Below are 24837 nucleotides of genomic sequence, written 5' to 3'. Positions count from 1 at the left end.
GCCGCTCTCCGTATCGGCTCGTCACCCAGCCGTGGCACACCATCCATTGGATGGATGCTCAGCGAGCAGCCGTCCTCTTGCAGGGAACGGCGAACGTGTCTCGATGCCATCGCTTTAGCGGTAGACCAGCACGGGGATCTTGCTATGGGTCAGCACCTTCAACGTCTCGCTGCCGAGCAGCAAGCCTTGTACACCGCGCCGTCCATGCGAGGCCATCACGATCAGGTCGCAGCCTCTGTCCTCGGCCGTTTTTATGATGGCCTCGTAGGGGTGGTCATTGACCACATAGCTCGTTTCACAAGGTACACCGGCCGCGCCAGCCTCCTGTGCAATGCCATGCAGGTATCGCGTCGCCTCCTCCGACGCCGCCTTGATGTACTCCTCGCGGGTGTCGGTCAGCATTTCCGCCTGATAGGTCAGCACGTGGAAATTCGGGCAGACTCGCACCGCCGTGGCACGGGCGTTCATTTCGCGCGCCAATACGAGCGCGTTGTGGAAGGCCGCTTCGGCCAATGAAGAGCCATCGACCGCCAGCAGAAGATGCTTGAACATATTGCCCTCCTTGCTTGGTTGCAGCCCTGCGTCTGCAAGTGGGAGCACAAGGCGCGCCCTGGCCGAGCGAAGGCATCATCGATGGGTACAAAATACCCGTCACCTAATGGAGTATAGGTGGGAAAGCCTCACGTCAATTGCGAAGGCGTCACATAATCGGTCACAAGCCCGACGCGATCAGCAATCGCCAAGACGACATCGCCGCTGACGTGCGCGCTATCGCTTGGTGGTTGCGTGCGGCCTGCGCGGTCGCTTGCTGCGCCGTGTTCGATGCTGCGGTGGCCACGATATTCAGATTGTTTTCTCCGACCTCGATGGCTTGGCTTCGCTACTTGCTGCATCGTCTCGAACAGGCTGCTGGTGGCCGCCACGGCCGGTTGCCAAGCGGCCACTGCGACCCTCCGCGCGGACAATGGCGAAGTGATTCGCTCACCTTGGTACAGGCAAAGACCCGCGCCTTCGTCGATTTCTTTGCGGCGCCCGTCCCGACGAGACGCCGACCGTCTCTGGAAATTCTTATCCCCATGGCACTTGCGCTTACACAAGGCTGCTGCAATCAGTGGCTCTGCCTGCGCGGAAATCGCTCATACTGTGAGAGGGTCGCCCGACCCGCGGCGGCCGCGTGCGCGGCCAGGCCATGACCCCGGCGACGCGAAGGAGCACAGATCGGCATGCCTACCTATGAAGAAGGACGCCTGGCGGCCATTGCAGTCAGGCTGGCGCTGTCGTCGGGACTTCCCCCTGCGAACGCGAAAGCCGCACTGGATCTGGCAAGCAGGATGATCGGCGACCAGTTGACAGCGGCGCCTGTTCAGAACAAGGAGCCTTGTGTATCGTCCGTGGACCGCGGCCCTCTCGGCGGCGCCCGGAATCGGGAAGTATCCAGTTCAAACCGGTTGTAGCGAAAGCCGAGCCGGTCGGCAGCCTTGTAGAAGCGCTGGCGCATCAGGTCCGCCCAGACCCCTGTACCCCGCATGCGCGTCGCGAAGCTGGCATCGTAGTCCTTGCCGCCGCGCATCTCGCGTACACGGTTCATCACGCGCTCGGCCCGATCCGGGAAATGGGCCCGCAGCCATTCTTCAAACAGCGTGCGCACTTCCCAGGGCAATCGCAGACCGATGTAGTTCGCGTAGAAGCGCCGGCTTCGCGGGCGGCCGCCAGTAGCCGCTCCAGATCCGGCTCCTTGACGAACGGAATGACCGGCGCAACGCTCACCTCTACCGGTATCCCCGCCGTGGTCTCTGTCGGGTTGCACCGTCCGGGTTCGCCCTCGTTTGCAGCATGTCGGGCATCTCCTTGGCTTTAGGCGGACCACCTCTCATGCCTCGGCCTGCCGCCGTCTTGCAGATGGCGCCAAGATTGGGTCTGCCGGGCAGATAGCCAAGAGCGCAATCAGGGTCGCCTTGTACCCATGCACCAAGGGCAGCCAACTCCAACGGGTGATGGGCCCTACGGCTTGGTGTCCAGATGCATCATGATGGTCGCGAAGTCGAGGGGCTATCCTCCTGCAGGCCAGCCATGTCAGATCGCACTGTATGCGGCCCGTCGCATTGCTCAAGAGCAGAGATGCCGCGCCTGTGCGGCAGTTCTGGGGCTAGGCGGATCAGCGCGACGACCCAGGTTGCTCCCGTCGACGCAATCAGACCGCTTCCCGCGCGGACGGCGAAGCGGCGGGCCTTGCCCACCGCTGCCGCCGCAAGCTTGCGCAGTCCCTGGTGGAGAAGCATGGGCTCACGCACCACAGCCCGCGCTCGGGCGCGGGCCTGAAGGTCACGCATCGTAGATTTCTCAGGCCTTTTTCACATAAGAGTTGCACCAACCATTTGCCGCAACCTGCTTGCCGCCGAAGATGGGGCATGGTCCCCACGCGTCGCTGGCTTTTCCTTGAAACAATTGGCAGTTGCTGCACTTCTGGCTTGCCTCGTGTTTTGGAAACTTGGCTTTGTCGACCTTGGTGGTAGTGTCGTGCTTATATCCAAGCGAAAACGCTTGCGGGTCGTTCTCATCCAGCTTCCCGGCTTGCGCCTGCGTCGGGGTGCCGATGCTAGCCACTGCGGCCACCACAACCCCCGATACGCCTTTCAGGAATGTTCGTCGAGTGTTCATTGCCGGACCTCCCTGTCAATAGAAACCATTGCAACTTGAGTGATGAATGCGCCGCTGCGGAATGGTCTATTGAAGGTAGTGCAGTTTTCAACTATCTCTGGATGGCGACAGCGGCGCCGGATCTAGATGCGGCGAGACACTGGGCAGGCCCGCGGTGGCCTCGTGCCAGAACGATATAGTGTCACTGTCGCCAAGCAACTTCTGGTGGGTCCTTCATGAGGCCATCGTCAATTTTGCTGCCCGGCAATGGGTCGAAATCCCGAAGCACTGCACGCTGCGGCCAGGACGGGCGGCGCCAATTTCGTCGCAGGGGAGGACCGATCCAGTATGCCCCCAGACCCCGGCAGGGTGGCGCGAACCGCTGCTGATTGTGCCTTCGTGGATTCTCAAGTACTACATTTTCGACCTGTCGTCGCTATCCAGGCGCTGCCGCACGCTCGACTAGGCGCAGCGCGCGCTCACCGCTGACCTGCATGTCACTCTCCTTGTGATGGCTTGTGATCGCCTGTGTTTCGCCCCGCGACAAGCTTCAGCCCTTGCCTAGGATCGCCATTGCCTTGTTCGCATCGTCGAGCGAGTCCACCGACACGTACGCGACAAACTGTACCCCGATGACGGAGGCAGAGAATCCGCGCAGGTTGATTCCGCCTTCCGCAAGCTTGCGGGTCAGCTCCGCCGCCATTCCGGGCCGGTCCCCGCCCATGATACGCACCGAATGCAGGCTGTGCGTGACATTGAAGCCGACCTGGGCAGCTGCACGGATTTCCCTGTCATTTTGCAGCGGTGTCACGAACACGATACCCTTGCCCGGGTCCTCCGGCGTGCGGCGCGCAATCGCGAATTGCAGGTCCGCGCCGGCATCGCGCAAGGTCTCCAGTACCTCCGCGAGGCCGCCGGGCCGGTCCGGTATGGTTGCCGCCCACACGTCCACGCGTTCCACAAGAAGTTCGTTGGCCATTACTCATTCTCCAGTGCCCCTACTAGGAATCTAGCGCATGGCGGCCGGCAGGCAAGCTCTGGGCTCCGCGGGCAGCGGCAGGCCGATTTCCTGGCAACTCCCCGTGCCCGGACTTAATATGGACTCGTCGTTTTAGGCAGCTATCGCAGGATAGTGGTACCGACACTACCTGGATGGATGCTAGGGAAAGTGAAGGGGAATCGTCATGTCTGAAGGCAAATCGCCACGCCACGCTGCACAGCAGGAATCGGCCGATGTGTCCGAGGCCGAAATCGCGGTTCATTGGCCCGAGGAGAACTATGTCCCGCCGGCCGGCCAGTTTATTGCGCAGGCCAATCTGACCGACCCGCGCATTTTCGAACGCTTCTCCCTGGATCGTTTCCCCGAGTGCTTCAAGGAATTCGCAGACCTGCTGGATTGGTACAAATACTGGGAAACGACCGTGGATACTAGCGACCCGCCTTTCTGGCGCTGGTTCGTCGGCGGCAGGCTCAACGCCTGCCACAACTGCGTGGATCGCCACCTCGCTGCATACAGGAACAAGACCGCGATTCATTTCGTGCCCGAGCCGGAGCATGAGGCGGTGCATCACCTCACCTACCAGGAGCTCTTTGTTCGCGTCAATGAACTGGCCGCCCTGCTGCGCGAGTTCTGCGGCCTGAAGGCCGGCGACCGCGTCACGCTGCATATGCCCATGGTGGCCGAACTGCCCATCACCATGCTCGCATGCGCGCGCATCGGCGTGATTCATTCACAGGTATTCAGCGGCTTCAGCGGCAAGGCCTGCGCCGAGCGCATCGCGGACTCCGAGAGCCGGCTGCTGATCACCATGGACGCCTATCACCGCGGCGGTGAATTGCTCGATCACAAGGAAAAGGCCGACATCGCCGTGGCAGAGGCCGCCAGCGCCGGTCAGCAGGTCGAGAAGGTCCTGATCTGGCAGCGCTACCCGGGCAAGTATTCCAGTGCTGCCATACTGGTGAAGGGCCGCGATGTCATTCTCAATGACGTGCTCGCCGGGTTCCGCGGCAGGCGTGTCGAGCCCGAGCCGATGCCGGCGGAGGCACCGCTGTTCCTGATGTACACGAGCGGCACCACAGGCCGGCCCAAGGGCTGCCAGCATTCCACCGGCGGCTATCTGTCCTACGTGGCGTGGACCTCGAAGTACATCCAGGATATCCACCCCGAGGACGTCTACTGGTGCATGGCCGATATTGGCTGGATCACCGGGCATTCCTACATCGTCTATGGCCCGCTCGCGCTCGCCGCCTCGTCTGTCGTCTACGAGGGCGTGCCGGCCTGGCCCGACGCCGGCCGGCCCTGGCGTATTGCGGAAAGCCTTGGCGTCAATATCTTCCACACCTCGCCCACCGCCATCCGCGCGCTGCGGCGCAACGGGCCCGACGAGCCGGCGAAGTACAACTACCATTTCAAGCACATGACCACGGTGGGCGAGCCGATCGAGCCCGAAGTCTGGAAGTGGTACCACCGTGAAGTCGGCAAGGGCGAGGCGGTCATCGTGGACACCTGGTGGCAAACCGAGAATGGCGGCTTCCTCTGCAGCACGCTGCCGGGCATCCACCCGATGAAGCCCGGCAGCACGGGTCCGGGGATCCCGGGCATTCATCCGGTGATCTTTGACGAGGAAGGCAAGGAGGTCCCGGCCGGCTCGGGCAAGGCGGGCAATATCTGCATCCGCAATCCCTGGCCGGGCATATTCCAGACCGTCTGGAAGGATCCGGACCGCTACGTGCGCCAGTACTATGCGCGCTATTGCAAGAATCCCGACAGCAAGGACTGGCGCGACTGGCCGTATATGGCGGGCGATGGCGCAATGCTGGCGGCGGACGGCTACTTTCGCATCCTTGGCCGCATCGATGACGTGATCAACGTTTCCGGCCATCGCCTCGGCACCAAGGAGATCGAATCGGCCGCACTGCTGGTCCCCGAGGTTGCCGAGGCGGCGGTGGTGCCGGTGGCCGACGAGGTCAAGGGCAAGGTGCCTGATCTCTATGTGTCGCTCAAGCCGGGACTGTCGCCATCCGCGAAGATCGCGAACAAGATCTCGGCCTCGGTGGTATCCCAGATCGGCGCGATTGCGCGTCCGCATCGGGTCGTGATTGTTCCCGACATGCCCAAGACACGCTCGGGCAAGATCATGCGCCGCGTGCTGGCGGCGATCTCCAACCAGCAGGAGCCTGGCGACGTGTCCACGCTTGCCAATCCGGAGGTCGTCGAGAGGATCAGGGAGCTGGCGACATAGGACGGCTGCGGCGGTCAATGTCCGACGGCAGTGTCAGGTGGCCGGCTCGGTCGCGTAGGATGGAGCTCTGAAGAAGACAAGCTCGCTTTATCACGGCCATCGCTTTCCCGCCGCGGTCATAAGCAGCGCGGTGCGCTGGTACTTCCGGTTCAATCTGAGCCTGCGCGATTGACCGTCGCTCTGCGTGATGGCCACGGCGGCTTCCTCTCAGGGTTAGCTTCGAATCGTAGCCGCCCAACTGCCCCCACCCCATCATGGTGCCGCCCAGTTTCGAGAAGCCTCACTGGTGCCAAACAGCGAGCACGACAGCGTCTCGAAGGCATTCTTCTTACTGGATCGATCAACACGGTGAGTCACCGCGCGCGCTGACTGCCACCCAAGGCCGTCCTTGACGGTCACCGTACCTCGGCTGCTTCGCAGAAATTGGTACGCACACGGTAGGTCCTTGCACGCCCAATCATTCTGCAGTCAACGCCAACATCCCTTCCCGACTGCCGCTTACCTCTAACCCTTGGCCGCGGCTGGGCAGCGGCTGACACGTACGTCGCCACCCTCATGCAGCTACCGGCGGACAGGAAGCCGACGAATCAGCTCAGCCTCCCAGCGAGCCAGACCACGGCGAGGTAGGTCAGCACATGCGCGTACTGGTCCACGCCAAATGCCCACCAGAACTGCGGCAAGTTCGGCGTCAATTTGGCGCGTCGGCCAAGGCGCACCTTCCAGCGGTCAACCATGTAGTGGACGACGGCGTCGAAGATCCCCAGCCAGAGCCAATGGGCCACACCGAAGCCGCCGAGCAGCACAGCGGTACACAGGCCATGTAGCCCCGCGTGGGCATAGCCACCTGGGCTCCGGAAGTCGCCCTTGCCGGCCAGCATCCAGCTCGGCTGCCACAGGAAGTCGCACACGAGATGCTTGGTGAACAGTGCGAATAGCAGCAGCAACGCCATGGCCAGCTCTCCACCCAAAGTCACGCCAGACCGCGCCCATCAGCGATGGCACCGCGCTCTGGCTTTTCATTATCAATGAACAGTAAAGAATAAGGCCACCAGAGCTGCCACAGAAATCGTTTCCGGCAGCAATATGCGTCGCGCTACGCCGGCCTTTCGACCCGGAAAAAACTCCACATTCTGCCCGGCATTGACCGCGCGTTGCAACCACGCCGGCCTCTCCCCCTACCTGTCCCAGGTCTGCCCCTCAACGTTAAAATAGCGGACCCGCATCCCACTCAACCGCCTGCTCCCGCCCCCGTCGCCCCGCTGCCCATGCCGCCGGAGCGCCTGCGCCTGCCTCCGGCGCTGTCCGGTCGCGGTAACAACCGCGCCCGGGCCGATGCGAAACGGGCGCAGCATCTGCAAGCCAGTCGTGCGGCAAGAACACGATCAAAGCCTCCAAAATTCGTTGAAGCCCAGCTGATCCTGGTCGATGCCCCTAAGCTCAGGGTATAGGCAGCAGGCCCGGCGAAGGGCGCAACGATCTATTTCAGGGCCACGGCACCAGCGGGAATGCACTTCTCAGGTGACAACTTCGCCGGCCTCCGCCGTCAAACCCGGTTTTGCATCACACACAAGCATCCGGGCGTTACGCCTGTGCTGATCACAGCGCCACGCGACTCCTCCAGATCGGCGCTTCTCTGGGATACACCGGGGGCGATTTCATGGGGCGGGTTGCCTACGCCGATGCCAAGGATGCGTACGGCCCGGGAAGAATGCCCGGGAGTATTTCATCGGCGCCAAGTACAACTTCGGGATGGCGACCAGCTACGTCAACTACATCATCAACCGCGGCGCTATCGTGCCCGGTACACCCAACTACAAATCGGAAGATGTGTTGGTCGGCGAAATGGCACCGGTCGGGGCAGGACGCGTGATCCTGTCGTACATCCACAAGAACGATCGTACGGCAGCTAACAACGATATCCAGCAGGCTACCATCGGATATGTGCATCGGGAATACGGCTACCAGCGGCTTCTACCGCGTGTGGAATGCGAACGATGTCGGCAACCCAGGCGCCGGCAATTCAGCATTCAATGTCGGCATCAATTACATTTTTTGACTACCACCCGGCGAGCTGGTCCTCGCCGGCCTTCTTGCCCGATGCAGCCGAAAACTCGCATCGGGTCTATTTCATGGACGGTGCAAGAACCGTATCAGTCTTTCGCCACTCACCCAGCCCTCATAAGCACTGGCACCCCATCCACAACCAACCGGACCTGCCCCCGCCCCGCATGAATTAACTGCACGGGAAGATTCTTCTCCCCCAACCGCCGCCGAAGCAGCAGCATCCGCGTTTCGAGGTTGTCCTTGATCTCTGGTAGCCGCAGCGCCTCCGCCAGTCGGATCTCGCGGTTGCTGAAGGCGTTCCGGCCTTCGTTGATGTAGACGCCCAGCATATAGGCCAGCAGGCGTCCCGCGACGCCTTTGATGACGTAGGCGTTGTCGATGAAGACACTATCGTCAACAGGGTGGTGCGTCACGTGGATGACGCGATCACCTGGCTGTCCGGGCACCATCCGGAGCGCTGACGGGCGGGCGTCCGGGACCAGCGCTTCGCAGAGCGCCAGAGCCAGTGCGCACTGGCTGGCGATCATTTCAAGTGTCGTTTCATGTGCCGTGCGAAAGGCGATCCGCTCCGGGCTTTCCACAAACAACACGCCGCGCAACGTGTCTTGGGCCAGCATGGGGACGGCCATCTGACTCATGGCGTCGGGCAGGCTGGGCAGCACGATGATGCGGGTGCGGTTTTCGTCGGCGGGGCTGGTGGCTTCGATCGCGTCGCCCAGCCGCCGAATCCGGCTCAGGTCATTGACTTTCACCGGGCGCCGGGTGACGGCGGCGATGCCAATTAGTCCCTCGTCGAATGCCACTTCGGAACCGGCGCCGGAGCGACCGTAGCCGCGGCTGACCACGGTGGTAAGCAGGCGTCGGATAGGGTCGCTCTGCAGCACGATGGCATGCGGGAATCCCAATTGTGCGCAGCCATCGAGCACTGCACCCATTACGGCTTCCGTATCGCTTTGTGCGCTGATGGTTTTCATTACCTGGCCGAGGACGGCAAGATCGGGCGCCGGCGATGCGTCGCCTGCATGATCCGTCCCCGCGGGGGAAACCACAGGTTCGATGCCATCGACGCGGAACACGTCGATGGCCTTGAGGCGCATGATGCCAGCCATGCCGACTTGGGCGCTGCTGGCCCGCAATTGGTCTGCCACGCGCTTGAACAGCGGCCCTTCGTCGCGGGATGAAACCCAGGTGATATCCAGCTTGTACTGACCGCCGTGGCGGGCGCTGACCAGCAGCAGGGAGGCATGCGGATTGGCGCGGATATTGGCGGCGGTCTTGGCGAAGAACTGGTTGGAGATGGCGATATGCGCGTCGTCCACCATCACCACATGCGACAGGTAGGAGATATTGGGCGTGCCGTCGGCCGCAGTTGTGGCGATGATCGAGGGGATCACGCCTTCGAAGCAGTCGTCGAGGTCGCGCAGTAGCATCATCGCGCACCCCTTTCGGTGGGCGAGCCCGCAGCGGTGCCTGCCTTTGGCCCGGGGGTCTGGATGTAGGCCTCTCGCACGTGCAGCCGTGCGACCGTCAGCTCCCGATCCGCGAGCCACGGTGAGACCAGTTCGGGCCGCAGTCCGAGGCCGCCGAACAAAGCATAGATGTCGGCCCGGTAGCGCCGGGAAAGCTCCAGGTCTGAGGAATCGACTGCGCGGAGTTGGGCGGAGCCTTTCAATTGATAGGAGACATAGTCCGCGGGGCGCGCAAAGGTGACGGCGGCCTGCCCGTTGGCGGCTACGTTGTCCATCGCTTCCGGCCATTGCCAGGCGGACACGATGACCTCGACGATTTCCTCGTTGATGGCGCGAGCACCGACCGCGCGAGCGATCGAGGGCCGGTTGGCCTGGTCTCGCGTGCCGACGATGATCATCACAGGGCTCGCGATAAAGTCCAGGATCTCGTCTGATAGCCGCATATTGGCCCGGATTGTCTTCGCTTCGTAAACGGTTAGGAACAACTTAGGAAGTACGGCCAGCCACTTAGCAACCTTTTAGCGACGCTATTTTGTGTGGCAGATTATAACGTTGGGACCATCCACAAAAGGATAGTCCCACCATGCAACATCCGAAAGGCAGGCAGGTTGCCATCATCGGCGCCGGCCCGGGCGGCTTGGTCTCGGCTCGCTGGCTGCTGCAGCACGGCTTCGAGCCGATCCTGCTCGAGGCCGGCGACCGGCTCGGCGGTCAATGGAACTCGTGCAGCGCGGCCAGCGCGACCTGGCCCGGGATGCGCACAAACACCAGCCGAGTCATGTCGGCCTTCTCCGACCTGGAGCATGGCGAAGATGTCGCGACGTATCCGCGCCAGGACCAGATGCTTGCCTACCTGGAGCGCTATGCAGCCCGCTTCGATTTACTGCGCTGCATCCGCTTCGGCACGCGTGTCGAGCACCTCGAGGCCGCGGAGGGCAGCTGCTGGCGGCTACGTTCGCGCAGTGCGGGCAGAATGCACGAAGAGAGCTTCAGCCAAGTGATCGTGGCCACGGGCGCGCAAGCCGTGCCGCTTCTGCCTGACATTCCTAGCATGGCGAACTTTACCGGCGCGCTCGGCATCGCACATACCGCGCGTTACAAGGGTGCTGAGCCTTACCGAGGCCGTTCTGTGCTGGTGGCCGGCTGTTCGATCAGCGCCCTGGAAATCGCCTCTGATCTCGCTTTTGGCGGAGCAAACGTCACAGCAGCCTACCGCCGCCAGCGTTATATTGTCCCTAAGCTGATTGCAGGCGTGCCGGCCGAACATGTGCTGTTCCACCGCGCTGCAGCGCTGGCAGGCGAGGTGCTTCCGGCCGAGGCGCTAGCGGAGGGTCTGAAGGCGGCCGCGCTTCGGGCCGGCGGCGCGCCCGACCAGTTTGGGGCGCCGGTGCCCGATGCCAATGTATTCGCGGCGGGCATCTCCCAGTCACAGGGTTTCCTGCCGGCTGTGGCCGAAGGCCGGGTTACCGTGCGCCCCTGGATCGACCGCATCGAAGGAGGCACCGTGCGCTTTACCGACGGCACTGTCGCGACGCCCGATGCGATTCTCTTCGGGACCGGCTATGGACTGTCGGTGCCGTGGCTGGCGCCAGACATTGCACGGACGCTGAACTACGACGGCAGGGGGCTAGACTTGCACGCCCATACCTTTCATCCGGACCTCCGGGGACTGGCCTTCGTCGGCCTCTACAACCTGGTCGGCCCCTATCTGCCGGTGCTCGAACTGCAGGCCCGTTGGATTGCCTACACGCTGGCCGGCCTGACACCCATGCCGTCGCCGACCCAGATGGCGCAGGGGCTGGCAGCGTCCCGGGCGATGCGGCAGCGCGGGCAGCAGCCAGTGCTACATGATCTTGCGGTTTCGCTGGCGCGCCAGATCGGCGTGGAGCCCGATCTGGCGCGCTGGTCCGAGCTCGAACGCGCGCTGTTGTTCGGCCCCCTGTCGCCGGTCTCGTTCCGCTTGCAAGGCCCAGACCGCCTGAACGACGCGCCGACCCGGGCGCTGGCAGCCGCTCAGGCATTCGGGGCAATACGCGGCCCGGAGTTTACGCCGGAGGAGCTGCGGTTGCGCAGCTTGATCGGCAGCCGGGAAGCCGTCGTCGCCTGAACCGCCTCGCGTCGCCAGCCATTCCAGTCGCCCACGCACGCTGTGCGTCCGGGCCGCGAGGGGCCCGACGCGGCGATCGCCACCTGGTTCATCGTAGCGCTCCGGAGACGGCGGGCCTCGACTTCGACGACGAAAGCCTTCGATCACACCGGTGTTTAGCAGTTCCGGCAGCTGCGCCGCGAATCAGCCGTGCATGGCCGACAGGAACTGCCGCAGTTCTGGCGTCCGTGGGTCGCCGAACACCTGACCAGGGGTGCCGGTCTCGTGCACCTTGCCCTGGTGCATGAAGACGATGCGGTCGCTGACCTTGCGCGCAAAGTTCATCTCGTGCGTGACCATGATCAGCGTCATGCCTTCGGCGGCGATAGACTCGACCACACTCAGCACCTCTCCCACCAGCTCCGGGTCCAGCGCGGAAGTGACTTCGTCGCAGAGCAGCACGGCCGGGTCCATCGCCAGCGCGCGGGCGATCGCCACGCGCTGCTGCTGTCCGCCACTGAGCTGGTCGGGGTAGCTGTCGAACTTCGCACCGAGGCCGACGCGCTGCAGCAGTGCCTGCGCGCGCCGGCGCGCATCCACCTTCGGCACGTCCTTGAACAGCGTGGGCGCGAGCATCACGTTCTGGCCTGCGGTCAGGTGTGGGAACAGGTTGAAATTCTGGAAAATCATGCCGACGCTTTGTCGCAGATCGCGCATCGCCTTCGCGTCGCCGTGACGCAGCACCTGGCCGTCGATCGACAGCTTGCCTTGCTGGAAAGCCTCGAGCCCGTTCAGGCAGCGCAGCAGCGTGCTCTTGCCGGAGCCGCTGCGGCCGATGATGCAGACGACCTCACGCCGGCCGATCTGCAAGTCGATGCCCTTCAGGACTTCGTTGTCGCCATACTGCTTATGCAGGCCCTCGACATCGACGAGATTGTACACCCCTCCCCTTCAATGCATGATTTGATCGAGATGTGCATGGGGGATCTCCGGTAGTCTCAAGACAATGACTCCTTTCCTGACGGATTTTCCCCCTGCTTTTGGCCACTCCCATATTAGTTTTGGTTGGCGCGGGCCACGATTTCCTGACAAATCAAGACGATCAAGGCTCTGAACGAGAACGACTTCATCATGGCGGCCGAGACCAACCAGTTGGCCACCGCACCAGGGCAGTAAGGAGTCAGCGGGACCCGCGCTGCGCGAATCGCCGCTGACTCATCCACTAACGCTGGAACGGATCGAGGTTGAGGAACGGCTTAAGGCCGGTGCTCGCGCCCCCCGCTCCCACCGCGCTAATGCATTCCGTGTTGTCCACGCCGTTCCCGGTGCTTCCGTCCTGCAGCAAGGCTCCGGAAGAGCTGACCTTATGCCCCTGGGGGAAGCAGAGCGAGGGGTGATCGAACGGCGCTTTGCGATAGCGCACGCGGTCATCACTCAGGGCAAGCATGAAAGCCACCAGGTCTTGCTTGTCCGACTCCGTCAGGCCGAGCGGCGCAATGCCCCGATCCAGATTCGCCCTGTTGACGTCCGCAAAATCCCCGCCACGGTTATAGAAGTCCACCACCTGCATCAGGGTAGATTTTCCGCCGTTATGGAAATACGGGCCGGTAAACTCCAGATTGCGCAGACTTGGTGTCTTGAAGGCACCGTCAACCGCCACACGCTGGGTCTCGCCGACTGCCGTCTCCTTGGTGGTATCGAAGCCGTTGCCCAGCAACTGGGTCTTGCCCTGCTGCGCCATCCGCGTTTCGGAGAACGGATTGCCGAACGGATCGATGCCGCCGACGCCGAGATCCTCTGCGGTCGGTTGCACGCCGATGTTGTAGAAGCCGTTGTCATAAACAGCTTCCAGCCCATCTCCCATTGGCATCCGCCTGAGCCGCTGCGCGGTCACGCTGGAGAATGAGGCGGCAGTGAGTTCAGCACCCGAGTGACAGCGGCTGCAACGCCCGGCCCCGGTGAAGATCCTGGCGCCGCGTAACTGCTGCTCATTCAAGGCTCCGGTCTGGCCGTCGAGGTAACGGTCGACCGGCGTATCGTTGGCAATCAAGGTAGACTCGTAAAGCTGAACCGCGAGGCCGAAGAAGAGCGCGAAGTTGGCCTCCATCTGGCTTACCTCGAACTTCTCGTTGCTGCGCTTGAACGGGCGGGCGGGCAGCAAATCCATCGAGCCGGTTTTCGCCTCATCCGCAGCCGACATGCGCATCAGTGTCGGTGAGTTCCAATACTCGGGGCGGAATGCCTTCTTGACCAGCTCAGAGTAAGTCGGTAGCTGATCGTTGTTGCGCAGTAACTCCAAGGGGCCAAGTACGCTGTCGTCCGCAGCGATGGTCTGGCCGGCCAACGGCCGCTGGCCAAGCAGCTTCTTGCCGAGCTTCATGAATGACCGGCCCGCGCAACTCATCTCGACCGCGCTCAGGGGCGGCCCGTCACTCTGCGACGCCAGGGAGGCGCCTGGAATGGCCACCTGGATTTGCCTGAGCACGCCACCCTCGTGCTTCCACACAAGGGCATTGGGATTCCTCATGCCAAACGGATCGCCGCCGTTGTACATGTTGTTGGCGCGCCCATCCCAGAAGTTGCGGAAATTGAATACCGCATTGATCACGGACGGCGTATTGCGTCCGGTCACTTGCCGCGTGTTGACGCCGTTGATGTTGAAGCCTGTACCGCCGTGGAAGATGTCGTCGGAAACCGTGGCGCAGACATCGCCTGTCTTGCCCGTGCCGAATTCAACGAAGTTGCGGGTGAATACCCCCTGCGAGCCAGAAACCTCATTGACGTTCGAGAGTTGCGGCTGCGCCTGGTTCACGTCCACGTGCTTGGTGAACGCAAAGTCTTCCGGCTTCAGGGTGTAGTTAGGCCGGCCCAGCTGGAAGGTCTTATCGCCGCCCAGCAGGCCTGGAGAGAGCTGGTTCGTGATGCGGTTGTCGACACCGGCATGGAAGTGGCAACTTGCGCAGGCGGTCTTGTTGTCGCTGCCCACTTTCATGTCCCAGAACAGCGCCTTGCCGAGCTGGATGGCGGCCGCCTTGTCCTTGACGAACTGATCGAGAACTTCGGCAGGCGGACCGGGAACCACAGCGGTCTTGAGCGACTTCAGCCCCGCCAGTGGATCTACCACTTGCGCCTGCAGTAAGCGCCACATCAGAACTGGTGTCGCCATCAGGATGGCGACCATGAGCATCGCCTTAAGCGGTGCCTGACCGCGTTGCCTTTGGCGGCGCAATTTTCCCGCGCCCGGGGACGAGGAGCGGGCGCCGTCGATGCGTAACGGCAGGCAATCACCGGGCCCGGGCGCATGAGCGCGGGAGCGCGGCTGCGTCGGATCGGGGTTGGTATCAAGAGCGTGGGGGTTGTTGGGCATATCTTCCACCTGGACCGTAGGCGCTGCACCACATGAGTTTGAGCGGGGTTGTCGTGGTTCCCGTCGCCAAGGCATCGCCCCGCGCCAGAACTGCTCTCGGCCCCCTCACGCGTTGGCTGCTGCCTTGCAGGAGGACCTGCAGATACCACTTCCGACCATATTTGGCTGCGACAGGGTCCAACGTGAGCCGTCTATGTGCGCTACCGCACAGACATTGCCGGTCACGCCAAGGCACCAGAGCGTCGAGCAGGTCAGTTGCCTGACCAAAAAGGGTCCTGCCGTGGTGTATCGTCTTCGCAACAATGAGACGGGGAGCCGCCCTGCGAGACACGATCGTTCTCGAGTTCGACGACGGCGAAGGAATCGCGGTCAAGCGGATCAAGGTAATGCGGTTTCACCGCCTCGCCGGAAGTCACGCCTCGGGGACGTCGGATTGTCCTTGGCCGAAGTAAAGTCACTGATCAATTGCATCCCGGGGGAATTTATTGTCGAGCAACTCGATCGCTCTTGCCCGTCGCAGAGAGCATGCAAGGCATGCGGCGTACACCGTCGCCTGCACGATGGTCATTGCGCCGAGCTGAAGACCACACTCGGTCAGGTCTATTACTGGTGCGCTACCGCGCCCCCGGACTGCCGCCTAGCCCGCAGTCTGAGGAAACGCGCCCGCTGGTGCTGCCGGTGATCGGCCGTGAGCCGGGTCGCGATCAGGCCCTGTCACCCGGGGCGCTGCTCTGGTGCTGAAGGAGGTATTTGACATGGCCGCGGCGCGCCTGCGCGCGCGCGTCCAAGTGGGAGGGTCAGGCCAGCGGTGCTGGCCAGCGCCTCGGCGCACTGGCTGCGCCACACCGCTGGCTCCCACATGACGGATCGGCAGGTCGACCTGCGCTTTGTGCGCGACAACTTCGGGCATAGCTCGCTGTCAACGACTAGCGGCTACCTGCATAGCGAAGAGGATGCCCGCCATGAAGCCACGCAGGAGCGGCATCGAATCGGTTGGGCCCCCCCGAAGAAGGAAGAACCGTGATTCAACGCAGATCTCGTTCGCGCTATTCCGGGCAGTGCCGGCTATGGCAGCATCCACGGCGACATCGTCGCCCCGCTGGAAGCCACCGGACGCGCTGATGACTGCCACGACAGGGAAATCGGTCGCCGCATTGTCGAGTTTGAGCAAGGCAGGCCAGAACCGCACGGCATGGGCAAGCCTTGCTCAAGCGACGATCACTGATCTTTCGAGGAGGTTCCGGCGCGGCGCCTCTTGGTCCGTCGACCACATTCCGCAGACACCGCCTGCGAAATTGCCTAGCCACGTGACTTCGCAGACATGCCGGTAACGAAAATTTCGAAGCCCCCCCGGAACACCGTCCACCGGTCCGCCCTAGGCAAAGCCTTCTCAGTGCCCTAGTCGGCTTTCGGCGGGAGCGTTAAAAACCTTGGGGTTTAAACTGCGAGAGCCCGAGTTGCTCCAAGAACTCAACGACTTCCCTTGACCTCGGTTCTGTTGGTGGCTCATACCTAGCGAGTCTCTCGACGAGGTCACCGTTGATCACGGCACAACGGACCTGGGCAAGCAAATGGACACCGTTCGGCGACCAGCGCATTTGTTGACGCTTGCACATGCGTTTGTTCAGCACCTGATTGACCGCAGATTCGGCCCGCGCAGTTGAGATGGGCTTGTCTTGACGATGTCGTGCTCCGTAATTGATCGTCGCCCCGCCATTCGCATCGACATATGCAACAAGCTCTCGGGCCCGGTAGTCCAGCTGCGCGAGGCTGTCGGCAACGCCAGGCGTTTCAGGCACGATCACCCGACAGATCGTCAGGATGCCCTGCATCCGATTTTTGGCCTTCTCAAGCTGGGCATGCCAGAAGCACCAGCGAAGTTTGTCGATGCGTGAAATCAACACACGTCGAGCAGCTTTTTCCGTTTCGACCTGCCGATAAGGCATCTGGGCCGACAGCTTGGCTTCAAGCGCGAGCAACTCACTGGTCGCCCGCTCCGGGACGTACTCCGTCATTGGGCTATACGGGAACTCCAATGGGAGGGGTGTTCCGCACGGACAGCAAATAATCCGAGCACTGCGAAACGGCACGGTACCAAAAACTGTGTCTACCTTGCGAATCCGTCGATCTTTGAGGTCGAGGAAACTGTGACAGCGAGTGCAAAATCGTCGCAGCATGCAGACTTCTTCAGCCTGCATTGCCACCATTATCTTCTGCAGCTCGTGCAGTACGTCTTTCCCTTCAGCCAGCGACAGGCCGACTTTCGCCGGTTCAAGTTCGCGATAAGGGCGGTCAATCTTGCAGACCTCAAATGTGGCGATTTCGCCATAATCCGTGGTGACCTCAGCGCGGATGGTGATTTTCATTTTGGGTCTCCGGCGGACGCGATTTGCCGGAATCCTAGGTGCCCTGCCCTTCGAACCCCAAGGTTTTTAACGTCCCACTCACCGGCTGGACTTCTATATACGACGCGGGTTCCAGCCAGATTCCGGAGTGACAGAATGGCTTTGTTCTACGACTGGCGCCCGTTTGCGGGGCCGCTGTCGCCCGCCAGCGTGCGCCACGCGATGGTGATCCTGAACGCGCTCTTCGCCTGGCTGACCGAAGCCGGCTACCTGGCCGGCAACGCTCGCGCTGGCCCGGCGCCGACGCGCCCCCAGCCGGCCACGGATCACGCGCTACCTGAGTCACGAGCTGTGGGCGACCGTCAAGGAAACCGTCGAGGCGATGCGGGTGGACACCGAGCGCGAGCGTCTGCATGCCGCGCGCTGCCGCTGGGTGCTGACGGTGCTCTACCTGGGCGGGCTGCGGGCCGCCGAGGTGACGGGCACCCCCATGGGGGCGTTCTTCTGTCGGCGCGACGGCTCGGGTGTGGAGCGCTGGTGGATGGAGGTCACCGGCAAGGGCAACAAGAGTCGGCTGGTGCCGGCCTCCGACGAGCTGATCGCCGAACTGGCGCGCTACCGCCGCGCCCACGGCCTGGCGCCTACCCCGCAGCCTGGGGAGACGCGCCCCCTGGTGCTACCCATCATCGGCCGTGAGACGGGGCGCGACAAGCCCCTGTCGCGCGGGGCGCTGCACCTGATTTTGAGGGAAGTATTCGGCATGGCGGCCAGGCGCCTGCGGGCGCGCGGGTCCGAGTGGGAGGGTCAGGCCGCAGTGCTGGCCAGCGCCTCGGCCCACTGGCTGCGCCACACCGCCGGCTCACACATGACCGACCAGCAGGTCGACCTGCGTTTTGTGCGGGACAACTTTGGGCATGCCTCGATTGCTACCACCAGTGCCTACCTGCACAGCGAAGAGGATGCCCGGCACGAGGCCACGCAGGATCGGCATCGAATCGGCTGGAGCGCCTCCATCAAGGAAACCCCCTGATTCGGAACGTACGCCGACCACTCTGACAAAGTGGCGGAGCCATTGCATCCGACGTGCGCGGCACACACCGCTTCAGCCCGCGGGCTCCGAGCCGGCGCCGGAAGGCAACACACGCCGCCCCCCCATCCACACCACGATCAGCGAGCCAACCAGGAAGCCCGCCATGTCGATGCCGACATCGAGCCAGCGCGGATGGCGGTTGACGGCAAAGACCTGCAGCCCCTCGGTCAGCAGCGCCAGGCAAAGCAGCGCGGCGCCGCTATGCCGCACCGGCCAGGCGATCGGTCGCGAGGCCAACAGCCAAGCCATGCCGATAAACAGCAGGAAATGCGCCAGCGACGACAGCGGAAACGGCGCGTGCAGGCCGCGCTCGAGCAGGTCTCGCATGCGTCCGGGGATTTGCGTGCCGACTAGCAGCACCAGCACCAGCAAGCCAGTGGCGCACCACGCCAGGCGATGTCTCATCGACGCTTTCCCTCCAACTCCACGACGCGACCGCTGTTCTGCCAGACAGGCAGCGCCGGCACATGCGGGCGGCCGGCGCTGCCGCGCAGCAGCGCGCGCGTATCGGCCAGTCGCGCCTTGTCATGGCGCGGCGACACGCCGTTGATGACGCCGCCGACCACCACCGCCCCGCCACGCCCGAGCTGGCTCAGCGCCTGCGCCGCCAGTGCCTGCGGCGTTTCCAGCGCGCGCATCAGCAGCAGCGTCGCGCCGGCCAGGTGGCAGACCAGCATGGCGTCAGCCACGGCCAGCACCGGGGGCGTGTCGACCAGCACCAGGTCGAAGCGCGACTCGGCCTCGGCCAGCATCTCGCGCAGGCGCGGCTGGCTGAGCAGCTCGGAGGGGTTGGAGGGCAGCGTGCCGGCGCCCAACAGCCACAGGTCGGACACCGCGGTGCGCCGCGCTGCATCGCGCAGGCTCACGTTGCCGGCCAGCACATCGGCAAGGCCGGGGCCGCCGTCGATGCCGAAGTGGCCGACCAGCGCGCCGCGCCGCAGGTCGGCGTCGACCAGCAGCACGCGCAGGCCGGCATCGGCGGCCACTACCGCCAGGTTAGCCGCGGTAAAGGTCTTGCCCTCGCCCGCGCGGGCACTGGTCAGCGCGACAATGCGCCGGCCGCGCGGCGCCAGGCCGAGCTGCAAGGCGGCGCGCAGTATGCGCAGCCCTTCCACCGCCAGCGCGTCCGGATGCTGGCGGGCCAGCAGGTACTGGTCATGGCCGGCGCAGCCGGCGTCACTGATACCGCCCTGCACCCTCGCCACGACCGCGCCCTCGCCGGCAGCCAGCTCCACCGTGCTGCCCGGCGCGCGCGCGCGCTGCCCGAGCTGGCGCTGCTCGCTACTGAACATCACCTCGCAGATCACCGGCAGCGCCAGCCCGGCTTCGACGGTGCCGGCCGAGGCCAGTTGCGCGGCGCGGCGCTCCCGCAGCATGGCCCCGGCGAGTGCCAGCAGCAGTCCCGCCGCGCCCGCCGCCGCGGTAAGCAGCGCGCGCGGCGGCCCCGCGGGGACCACCGACGGCGTGGCCGCGTCGAGCAGCAGTGCCTCGCCGCCGGCGTCGGCGCGCGCCAGCGCCAGCCGCTGCGCCTGGCTGCGCAGCGACATGTAGGCGTCTTCGGCCACCTTGACGTCGCGCGTCAGCGAGACCTGGTCGCGCTCGGCCTCGGACAGCCCCTGCAGCCGGCCGTCGAGGCTGCGGCGGTCGTTGCGCAGCTGCTCGATCTGGTCGTCGATCGCGCGCACCTCTTGGTTCTCCGGCGTGTAGTGCCGCAACAGCCGCGCGCGGTCGAGCCGCAGTGAAGAGATCTGCCGCTGGTATTCGATGCTGCCGTGCAGGTAGGACTGCGCATCCTGGCTGGGCAGCAATGAGCCCGCGCGCGCACGGTGGCGGGCCAGCGCGCTTTCGGCCAGCTCCAGCTCGGCCCGCACGCGCGGCAGCTCGCCAGTGATGAAGTCAAGCGTGCGCCCGGCCTGCTCCTGGCGTTGCTGCGCCAGCGTGTGGGCGTACGAAGCGGCGATTGCGTTGACCACGGCACTGGCGCGTTGCGGATCGGTGTCGCGCCAGCCGATGCGGATCGCGTCGCCGAATGGTTCGCCGGGCTGCCACGTGGCCGGGCGCGCCGGCTCGATGCGCAGGGCACCGGCGAGCGCAGCCACCGCCGCGGCGCTGTCGCGCCGCACCAGCGTGAACTGAGTGCCGGGGCGCGCCACCAGCGCGGACAGCCGCAGCGAGACCTCGCGGCCGTGCGCCGGCGTACCCGCCTCGCCCTCCAGCAGCGCTTGCCCGCCGGGCGTCTCCAGCCGGAAACGCTGGCCGCCCAGCGCCACCAGGCGCAGCGGGTGGTCGACCAGCGCCTGGGGCACCGCCAGCGTGTCGACGGCCACGCGCTCGCCGCCCCAGCCGTATGCCGCCAATATCGGCAGCGGCGCCGGCAGCAGCCCGTCGCCGCCTGGCTGCACGAGCCAAGACCACAGCGTGGCGAGCAGCGGCACATGCCGCGGCGCCGCTTCGAGATCGAGCCCGTGCTCATGCACTACCGGCGCCAGCACCGTCCGGCTGGCAAGCACGCCGGTATCGAGCACCGTTGCATTCTGCCCGCCCGGCCCGCCCGGCCGCTGTGCCTGCCACGGCATCGGCTCGCCGCGTGGCGCGCCGATCAGCACGTCGGCCTGGTAGCGCGGCGGCAGCGACCACGCGTAGAGCGCACCGGCCAGCGCGGCCGCCACCGTGGCAAGCGCGATCCAGCCGGCATGCTCGCGCAGCGGCGCCTGGCCGCGTGTTGACGGCATGCCGGCGTGCGCGTCATGGACATGGGCGTTCATACGCAACTCCTCAGCGGGACGCCGTGATCGGCATGGCATGGCCGCGGACCGGCCGCTGCCGCGAAGGCAGCGGCATGCCCAGCCGGGGGCGGCAGCAAGCGGGCGTATTCGCGCTTGATCACGCGGTAGCATTCGCAGCCCATCGCTTCCAGCCTGGGACGGTCGAGCAACGCGATGCGGCCGCGGCTGGTCAGGAGCAGCCCGAGGTCCTGCATGCGGCCGATGGCCGCGGCCACGCCCTCGCGCCGCACGCCAAGCCGGTCGGCGATGCCTTGCTGCGTGATCAGCAACTCGCGCGAATGCATGCGCTCCAGCGTCAGCAGCAGCCAGCGGCACACCTGATCGTGCAGCGAGTGATGCCGGTTGCAGACCGCGACCTGCGCCACCTGCGTCAGCAGCGCCTGAACATAAAGCAGGCTGGCACTGCGTATCGCGGCGGATTGCATGAACGCATCGCGCATCGCCGTGGCCGGGATGCGGTAGGCCAGCCCGGTGCAACGCACTTCCACCCGATAAGGCATGGAATCGCCGCCGGTCAGGACCGGCATGCCGATCAGCCCCTCCTTGCCCGCCACCGCCACCTCGATGGCCGCGCCGGACTCGGACACGGCCAGCATCGACACCACCGCCGTCGTCGGGAAATGCACGTGGTGGATGCGCTGGCCCATTTCGCTCAGCATCTGGCCGGCGCGCAGCCTGACCAGCTCAAGCTGCTGCGCCAGCGGATAGCAGTCTTCCTGCAACAGCGCGGCCAGCACGTAGTTGAACTCCGGCCGCGAAAATTGGCTCTCCATGTCGGCTCCCCGTTCTGCTGCGACGATGATTTCCTCGATCCGCGGCGCTGCGCGCGTTCTGCATGCTTCCTGCGCGCGCCCGCGGTTTTGTTGTTCCGGTCCTGCCAGTCAGTCAGCGCGACAGCTCCTTGGTGAAGAACAGCGTCTGGATGGTCGGCGTGATCTGCTCCAGCACGCGGTTGAAGCGCACCGCATCCGAGGTGCCGACATAGACCACGTCGAGCGGCTCGAGCCGGAACTGCGTCGACAGCAGCAGCGCATCGACCTGGCTCATGTCGAGGCGGAACACCTCAGGCGTGGTCGGGCTGTCGCGCATGCCGCGGATGATGAAGACCTGGCGCGGGTCGGCATAGCGCACGTCGATGCTATTGACGCCGGCCAGCGCATCGGCCAGCGTCAGGCGGCCGCGGTTCATCAGCAGCGAGGTTGGCTTGACCACTTCGCCCAGGATGAAGATGCGGCTGCCGAGCCGGTCGGGCACGTTGACGATGTCGCCCGCCTGCAGCAGGAAGTCGCTGTAGCCGTTGCGGCGGTCGATCAGGGCTTCGAGGTCCAGTTCATAGACATCGTTGCCGCGTGTCAGCCGCACCTTCTGCACATCGGCCTCGGGCATGGTGCCGCCGGTGCGCGCGACCGCGTTGATCATGGTCAGCGGCACATCTGTGACCGGGATCGAGCCGGGGTTGCGCACCATCCCGGTCACGTCGACGCGCCCGTGCCGGTAGGCGATCACGCGCACGTCCACGCGGGGATCGCGCAGGTCGCGCTCCAGCCCGCGCGAGATCATCCTGCGCACGTCCTCGATGCTGCGCCCGCCGACCTTGAGCACGCCCACCGGCGGATAGTACAGCTCACCGTTGCGCGAGACGCGAAAACCGTTCTGGTCCAGCGGCACCTGCGGCTGCGCCGCCTCGGTCGGCAGCATCTGGGCGGCGGCGGGCGCGGCCGGCGCGGTCGAACTGAGCTGCGGATTGAACAGCACCGTCACGCCCAGCACGTCCTGCGGGCCCACCAGGTACTCGTAGCGTTCGATGCTGGTGCGCAGGTCCGCGCCGCGCGCCGGCGATACCTGGCTGTTCGATGCCAGCACGGCATCGATCTGGGCGCGGATCACCTCGGCGGTGACGAGCCGCACCGGGTAAGTCTGCGTGCCGGTCTTGGCCCGCAGGTTGTCGTCCAGCCGGCTACCGTCCAGCGCCGGACCCGGCGCCCACGAGCACGCCGACAGCGCGCCCGCGAGCAAGCCTGCGATCACGATCCGATAGCTCATGAGGGTTCTCCTTCGAATGCATCCGGCGCCGCCACCGCCTGCGCTTCGGCGTGCGCCTGCGCGTTCGCTGCCGGCGCCACGCCGGCCGCGCGCGCGGTGTCGTCCAGCGTGCGCGCCAGGTGCTCGCTCAGCCGCAGCGCCAGCGCGGCAATGGTGATGGTCGGAAAGTTGGCGCCCACGGTCGGGAACACCGAGCTGCCGGCCACATACAGGTTGCCGATGCCGTGCACGCGGCAGTTGCGGTCGACCACGCCCTGCCTGGGCGAGTCATGCATGCGCGTGGTGCCCATGTGGTGCCAGGTCCCTTCCAGCGAAGTCGGCCACGGCTGCCCTTCGGTGGGCGGGTCGAGCGTGACGCGGGCCACGCCGGTGCGCTCCAGTTCTTCAGCCAGCAGCGCAAAGGTGCGGTCGAACGTGCGCTGCACCAGGCTGCCGACCCGCCAGTCGACGCGCACGCGCGGCATGCCGAGCCGGTCGCGCTGCGCCGACAGTGTCACGCGGCTGTCGGGATCGGGCGCGGCCTCGACGATAGCCTGCATGCGCACGCCCGCGATCAGCGCGCGCGGCTGCAGCAGCCGCGTCAGGCCGAAGCCGACGGTATCGACCGGGTGCGTGGCCATGGTCAGCAGGTCGCGGCCGAGCCGGTAGCCCGGCTGGTCCTTGCGCAGCATCGCCTGCTTGGCGCGGATCAGCGCCTCGGCGCCGGCGCTGCCCTCGCCGTAGAACATCGAGAAGAACCAGACCCGCGCATTGAGCAGCCGCTCGCGCGCCAGCACTTCCGGGCGCAGCGCGAACTGCGAAGAGATGCGCGTGCCATGCGCGCTGACCGCGGGGTTCTGGTAGTGGTACTTGATGTCGTAGAGCTTGTTGCGCGACCACGCCTTGCTGAAATGCACCCAACCCGAAATCAGCCGCGGATGGTCCATGAAGTAGCGCCCGACCAGGTCGTGGGCATTGCCCAGCCCCGCCTGGCTGGTGCGGTTCGAGGCCAGCATCAGCCGTGCGTTCTCGATGCCGCCGGCGGCCAGCACGAAGCGCTGCGCCACCACGCGGAAGCGCTTGCCGCTGAGCGTCGCCACCGACAAGTGAGTGACCGCGCCGGCGCCGGCATCGGTCTCGATGGCGGTCACGTTGGCGTAGAGGAACACCTTGACCCGCGAGGCGGCGGCAAGCATCTCGCGGTACAGCTTGCCGAAGCGAGCCGGCGGGCTGAATTGCGAGATGGTGTCGCGGATGCTGTGGCCACTGAGCGGCAGGCGCTTCACGTCGGCGCGGCCGATGGCCTGCTCCCACCACGCCGGCTCGAAGTTGTCCGGCCCCAGCCGCAGCAGCTCATGGGTGCGCGCGTAGTAAGGCCTGAGCTCGTCCAGCCCGAACGGCCAGCCGCTGTGCGGCACCCAGTCGCGGCGCTCCAGGTCCCAGGGGTCCAGCGGCCGGCACCAGCCGCCCCAGCAGTTGCTGCTGCCGCCCAGGTAGCGGCTGCGGCAGCCGTCGGCGAAGGTATAGGGCAGCCCTGCGTTTTCGCCCCGGTACAGGTCCCGCGTGTCTTCGTCCGGCTTGTAGCCGCCGCTTTCCAGCACGCAGGCATCGATGCCCATGCGCTGCATCTGCAGCGCCAGCGTGATGCCCGCCACCCCCGCGCCCACGATGCACACCGTGGTGCGTATTGTCGTGTTTTGTTCGACTTGCCTTGCATCGACAAACATAG

At 65.0% G+C, this 24837-nt stretch carries 17 protein-coding genes and 6 pseudogenes; 7 read left to right on the top strand and 16 right to left on the bottom strand.

Annotated features, from left to right (window positions below; genetic code table 11):
* Nucleotides 1-114: 114 nt before the first annotated feature.
* The 4 genes and pseudogenes from ABNX08_RS08370 to ABNX08_RS08355 all read right to left on the bottom strand — a co-directional run bounded on the left by ABNX08_RS08370 (nt 115) and on the right by ABNX08_RS08355 (nt 2658).
* The gene (locus tag ABNX08_RS08370) at nt 115-552 is read right to left on the bottom strand and encodes a universal stress protein (RefSeq protein WP_022534737.1); all 438 of its coding nucleotides are present in this window, start codon (nt 550-552) and stop codon (nt 115-117) included.
* Nucleotides 553-680: 128 nt separating this feature from the next.
* Complete coding sequence (locus tag ABNX08_RS08365) at nt 681-923, bottom strand: hypothetical protein (protein WP_349605084.1); 243 nt, start codon at nt 921-923, stop codon at nt 681-683.
* Between the two features lie 440 nt (nt 924-1363).
* Nucleotides 1364-1797: pseudogene (locus tag ABNX08_RS08360) on the bottom strand (radical SAM protein); the annotation flags it as partial.
* A 543-nt stretch (nt 1798-2340) separates the two neighbouring features.
* Nucleotides 2341-2658, bottom strand: a complete 318-nt coding sequence (locus tag ABNX08_RS08355) for a high-potential iron-sulfur protein (protein WP_022534735.1) — start codon at nt 2656-2658, stop codon at nt 2341-2343.
* 154 nt (nt 2659-2812) lie between these two features.
* Between ABNX08_RS08355 and ABNX08_RS08350 the strand changes: the two genes are divergently transcribed.
* On the top strand, nt 2813-3103 hold the full coding sequence (locus tag ABNX08_RS08350; protein ID WP_374063655.1) for a hypothetical protein: 291 nt from the start codon (nt 2813-2815) through the stop codon (nt 3101-3103).
* Nucleotides 3104-3187: 84 nt separating this feature from the next.
* Here ABNX08_RS08350 and ABNX08_RS08345 read toward each other — a convergent pair whose 3' ends face one another.
* The gene (locus tag ABNX08_RS08345; RefSeq protein WP_022534734.1) at nt 3188-3616 is read right to left on the bottom strand and encodes an ACT domain-containing protein; all 429 of its coding nucleotides are present in this window, start codon (nt 3614-3616) and stop codon (nt 3188-3190) included.
* 205 nt (nt 3617-3821) lie between these two features.
* On the opposite strand from ABNX08_RS08345, the gene acs reads away from it, so the two are divergent.
* Nucleotides 3822-5879, top strand: a complete 2058-nt coding sequence (gene acs, locus ABNX08_RS08340) for an acetate--CoA ligase (protein WP_022534733.1) — start codon at nt 3822-3824, stop codon at nt 5877-5879.
* A gap of 67 nt (nt 5880-5946) precedes the next feature.
* Nucleotides 5947-6048, top strand: a pseudogene (locus ABNX08_RS08335) (IS6 family transposase); the annotation flags it as partial.
* A 418-nt stretch (nt 6049-6466) separates the two neighbouring features.
* On the opposite strand, the gene ABNX08_RS08330 reads toward ABNX08_RS08335, so the two are convergent.
* The 3 genes from ABNX08_RS08330 to ABNX08_RS08320 form a co-directional block, all read right to left on the bottom strand.
* Entirely contained in the window at nt 6467-6829 is a 363-nt protein-coding gene (locus ABNX08_RS08330; RefSeq protein ID WP_022534732.1) for a DUF3307 domain-containing protein, read from the bottom strand.
* A 1215-nt stretch (nt 6830-8044) separates the two neighbouring features.
* Complete coding sequence (locus ABNX08_RS08325; protein ID WP_022534729.1) at nt 8045-9376, bottom strand: GAF domain-containing protein; 1332 nt, start codon at nt 9374-9376, stop codon at nt 8045-8047.
* Nucleotides 9373-9810, bottom strand: coding sequence for a hypothetical protein (locus tag ABNX08_RS08320; protein WP_349605087.1), 438 nt, complete (start codon nt 9808-9810; stop codon nt 9373-9375). The genes ABNX08_RS08325 and ABNX08_RS08320 overlap by 4 nt, the downstream gene beginning before the upstream one ends.
* Before the next feature lie 185 nt (nt 9811-9995).
* On the opposite strand from ABNX08_RS08320, the gene ABNX08_RS08315 reads away from it, so the two are divergent.
* Nucleotides 9996-11519, top strand: coding sequence for an NAD(P)/FAD-dependent oxidoreductase (locus ABNX08_RS08315; protein WP_022534727.1), 1524 nt, complete (start codon nt 9996-9998; stop codon nt 11517-11519).
* Between the two features lie 183 nt (nt 11520-11702).
* Here the strand turns inward: ABNX08_RS08315 and ABNX08_RS08310 are convergent, their stop codons facing one another.
* Nucleotides 11703-12440, bottom strand: coding sequence for an amino acid ABC transporter ATP-binding protein (locus ABNX08_RS08310; protein WP_022534726.1), 738 nt, complete (start codon nt 12438-12440; stop codon nt 11703-11705).
* A gap of 280 nt (nt 12441-12720) precedes the next feature.
* Nucleotides 12721-14679, bottom strand: a complete 1959-nt coding sequence (locus ABNX08_RS08305) for a cytochrome-c peroxidase (protein ID WP_022534724.1) — start codon at nt 14677-14679, stop codon at nt 12721-12723.
* Nucleotides 14680-15185: 506 nt separating this feature from the next.
* Here ABNX08_RS08305 and ABNX08_RS08300 point away from each other — a divergent pair.
* Nucleotides 15186-15472, top strand: a pseudogene (locus tag ABNX08_RS08300) (ISKra4 family transposase); the annotation flags it as partial.
* Nucleotides 15472-15889 (top strand): annotated as a pseudogene (locus tag ABNX08_RS08295) (tyrosine-type recombinase/integrase); the annotation flags it as partial. The pseudogenes ABNX08_RS08300 and ABNX08_RS08295, both read left to right, overlap by 1 nt.
* Before the next feature lie 390 nt (nt 15890-16279).
* Here ABNX08_RS08295 and ABNX08_RS08290 read toward each other — a convergent pair.
* Nucleotides 16280-17231, bottom strand: a pseudogene (locus ABNX08_RS08290) (ISKra4 family transposase); the annotation flags it as partial.
* Between the two features lie 150 nt (nt 17232-17381).
* Between ABNX08_RS08290 and ABNX08_RS08285 the strand changes: the two are divergent.
* Nucleotides 17382-18240 (top strand): annotated as a pseudogene (locus tag ABNX08_RS08285) (tyrosine-type recombinase/integrase); the annotation flags it as partial.
* A gap of 72 nt (nt 18241-18312) precedes the next feature.
* On the opposite strand, the gene ABNX08_RS08280 reads toward ABNX08_RS08285, so the two are convergent.
* The 5 genes from ABNX08_RS08280 to ABNX08_RS08260 all read right to left on the bottom strand — a co-directional run bounded on the left by ABNX08_RS08280 (nt 18313) and on the right by ABNX08_RS08260 (nt 24835).
* Entirely contained in the window at nt 18313-18705 is a 393-nt protein-coding gene (locus tag ABNX08_RS08280; RefSeq protein WP_022534721.1) for a hypothetical protein, read from the bottom strand.
* The gene (locus ABNX08_RS08275; protein ID WP_022534720.1) at nt 18702-21065 is read right to left on the bottom strand and encodes a polysaccharide biosynthesis tyrosine autokinase; all 2364 of its coding nucleotides are present in this window, start codon (nt 21063-21065) and stop codon (nt 18702-18704) included. The genes ABNX08_RS08280 and ABNX08_RS08275 overlap by 4 nt, the downstream gene beginning before the upstream one ends.
* Entirely contained in the window at nt 21062-21859 is a 798-nt protein-coding gene (locus ABNX08_RS08270; protein ID WP_022534719.1) for a Crp/Fnr family transcriptional regulator, read from the bottom strand. Before ABNX08_RS08270 ends, ABNX08_RS08275 begins: the two co-directional genes overlap by 4 nt.
* Before the next feature lie 112 nt (nt 21860-21971).
* The gene (locus ABNX08_RS08265) at nt 21972-23129 is read right to left on the bottom strand and encodes a polysaccharide biosynthesis/export family protein (protein ID WP_022534718.1); all 1158 of its coding nucleotides are present in this window, start codon (nt 23127-23129) and stop codon (nt 21972-21974) included.
* A complete protein-coding gene (locus tag ABNX08_RS08260) occupies nt 23126-24835 on the bottom strand; it encodes a GMC family oxidoreductase (protein WP_349604527.1) in 1710 nt (569 codons plus the stop codon). The genes ABNX08_RS08265 and ABNX08_RS08260 overlap by 4 nt, the downstream gene beginning before the upstream one ends.
* Nucleotides 24836-24837: the final 2 nt, after the last annotated feature.

This window comes from Cupriavidus sp. DF5525 (assembly GCF_040149425.2).
Taxonomy (GTDB): domain Bacteria; phylum Pseudomonadota; class Gammaproteobacteria; order Burkholderiales; family Burkholderiaceae; genus Cupriavidus; species Cupriavidus pickettii_A.
Note: the sequence above shows the minus strand (reverse complement) of the source record. Positions and strands in the feature narration are given on the sequence as shown.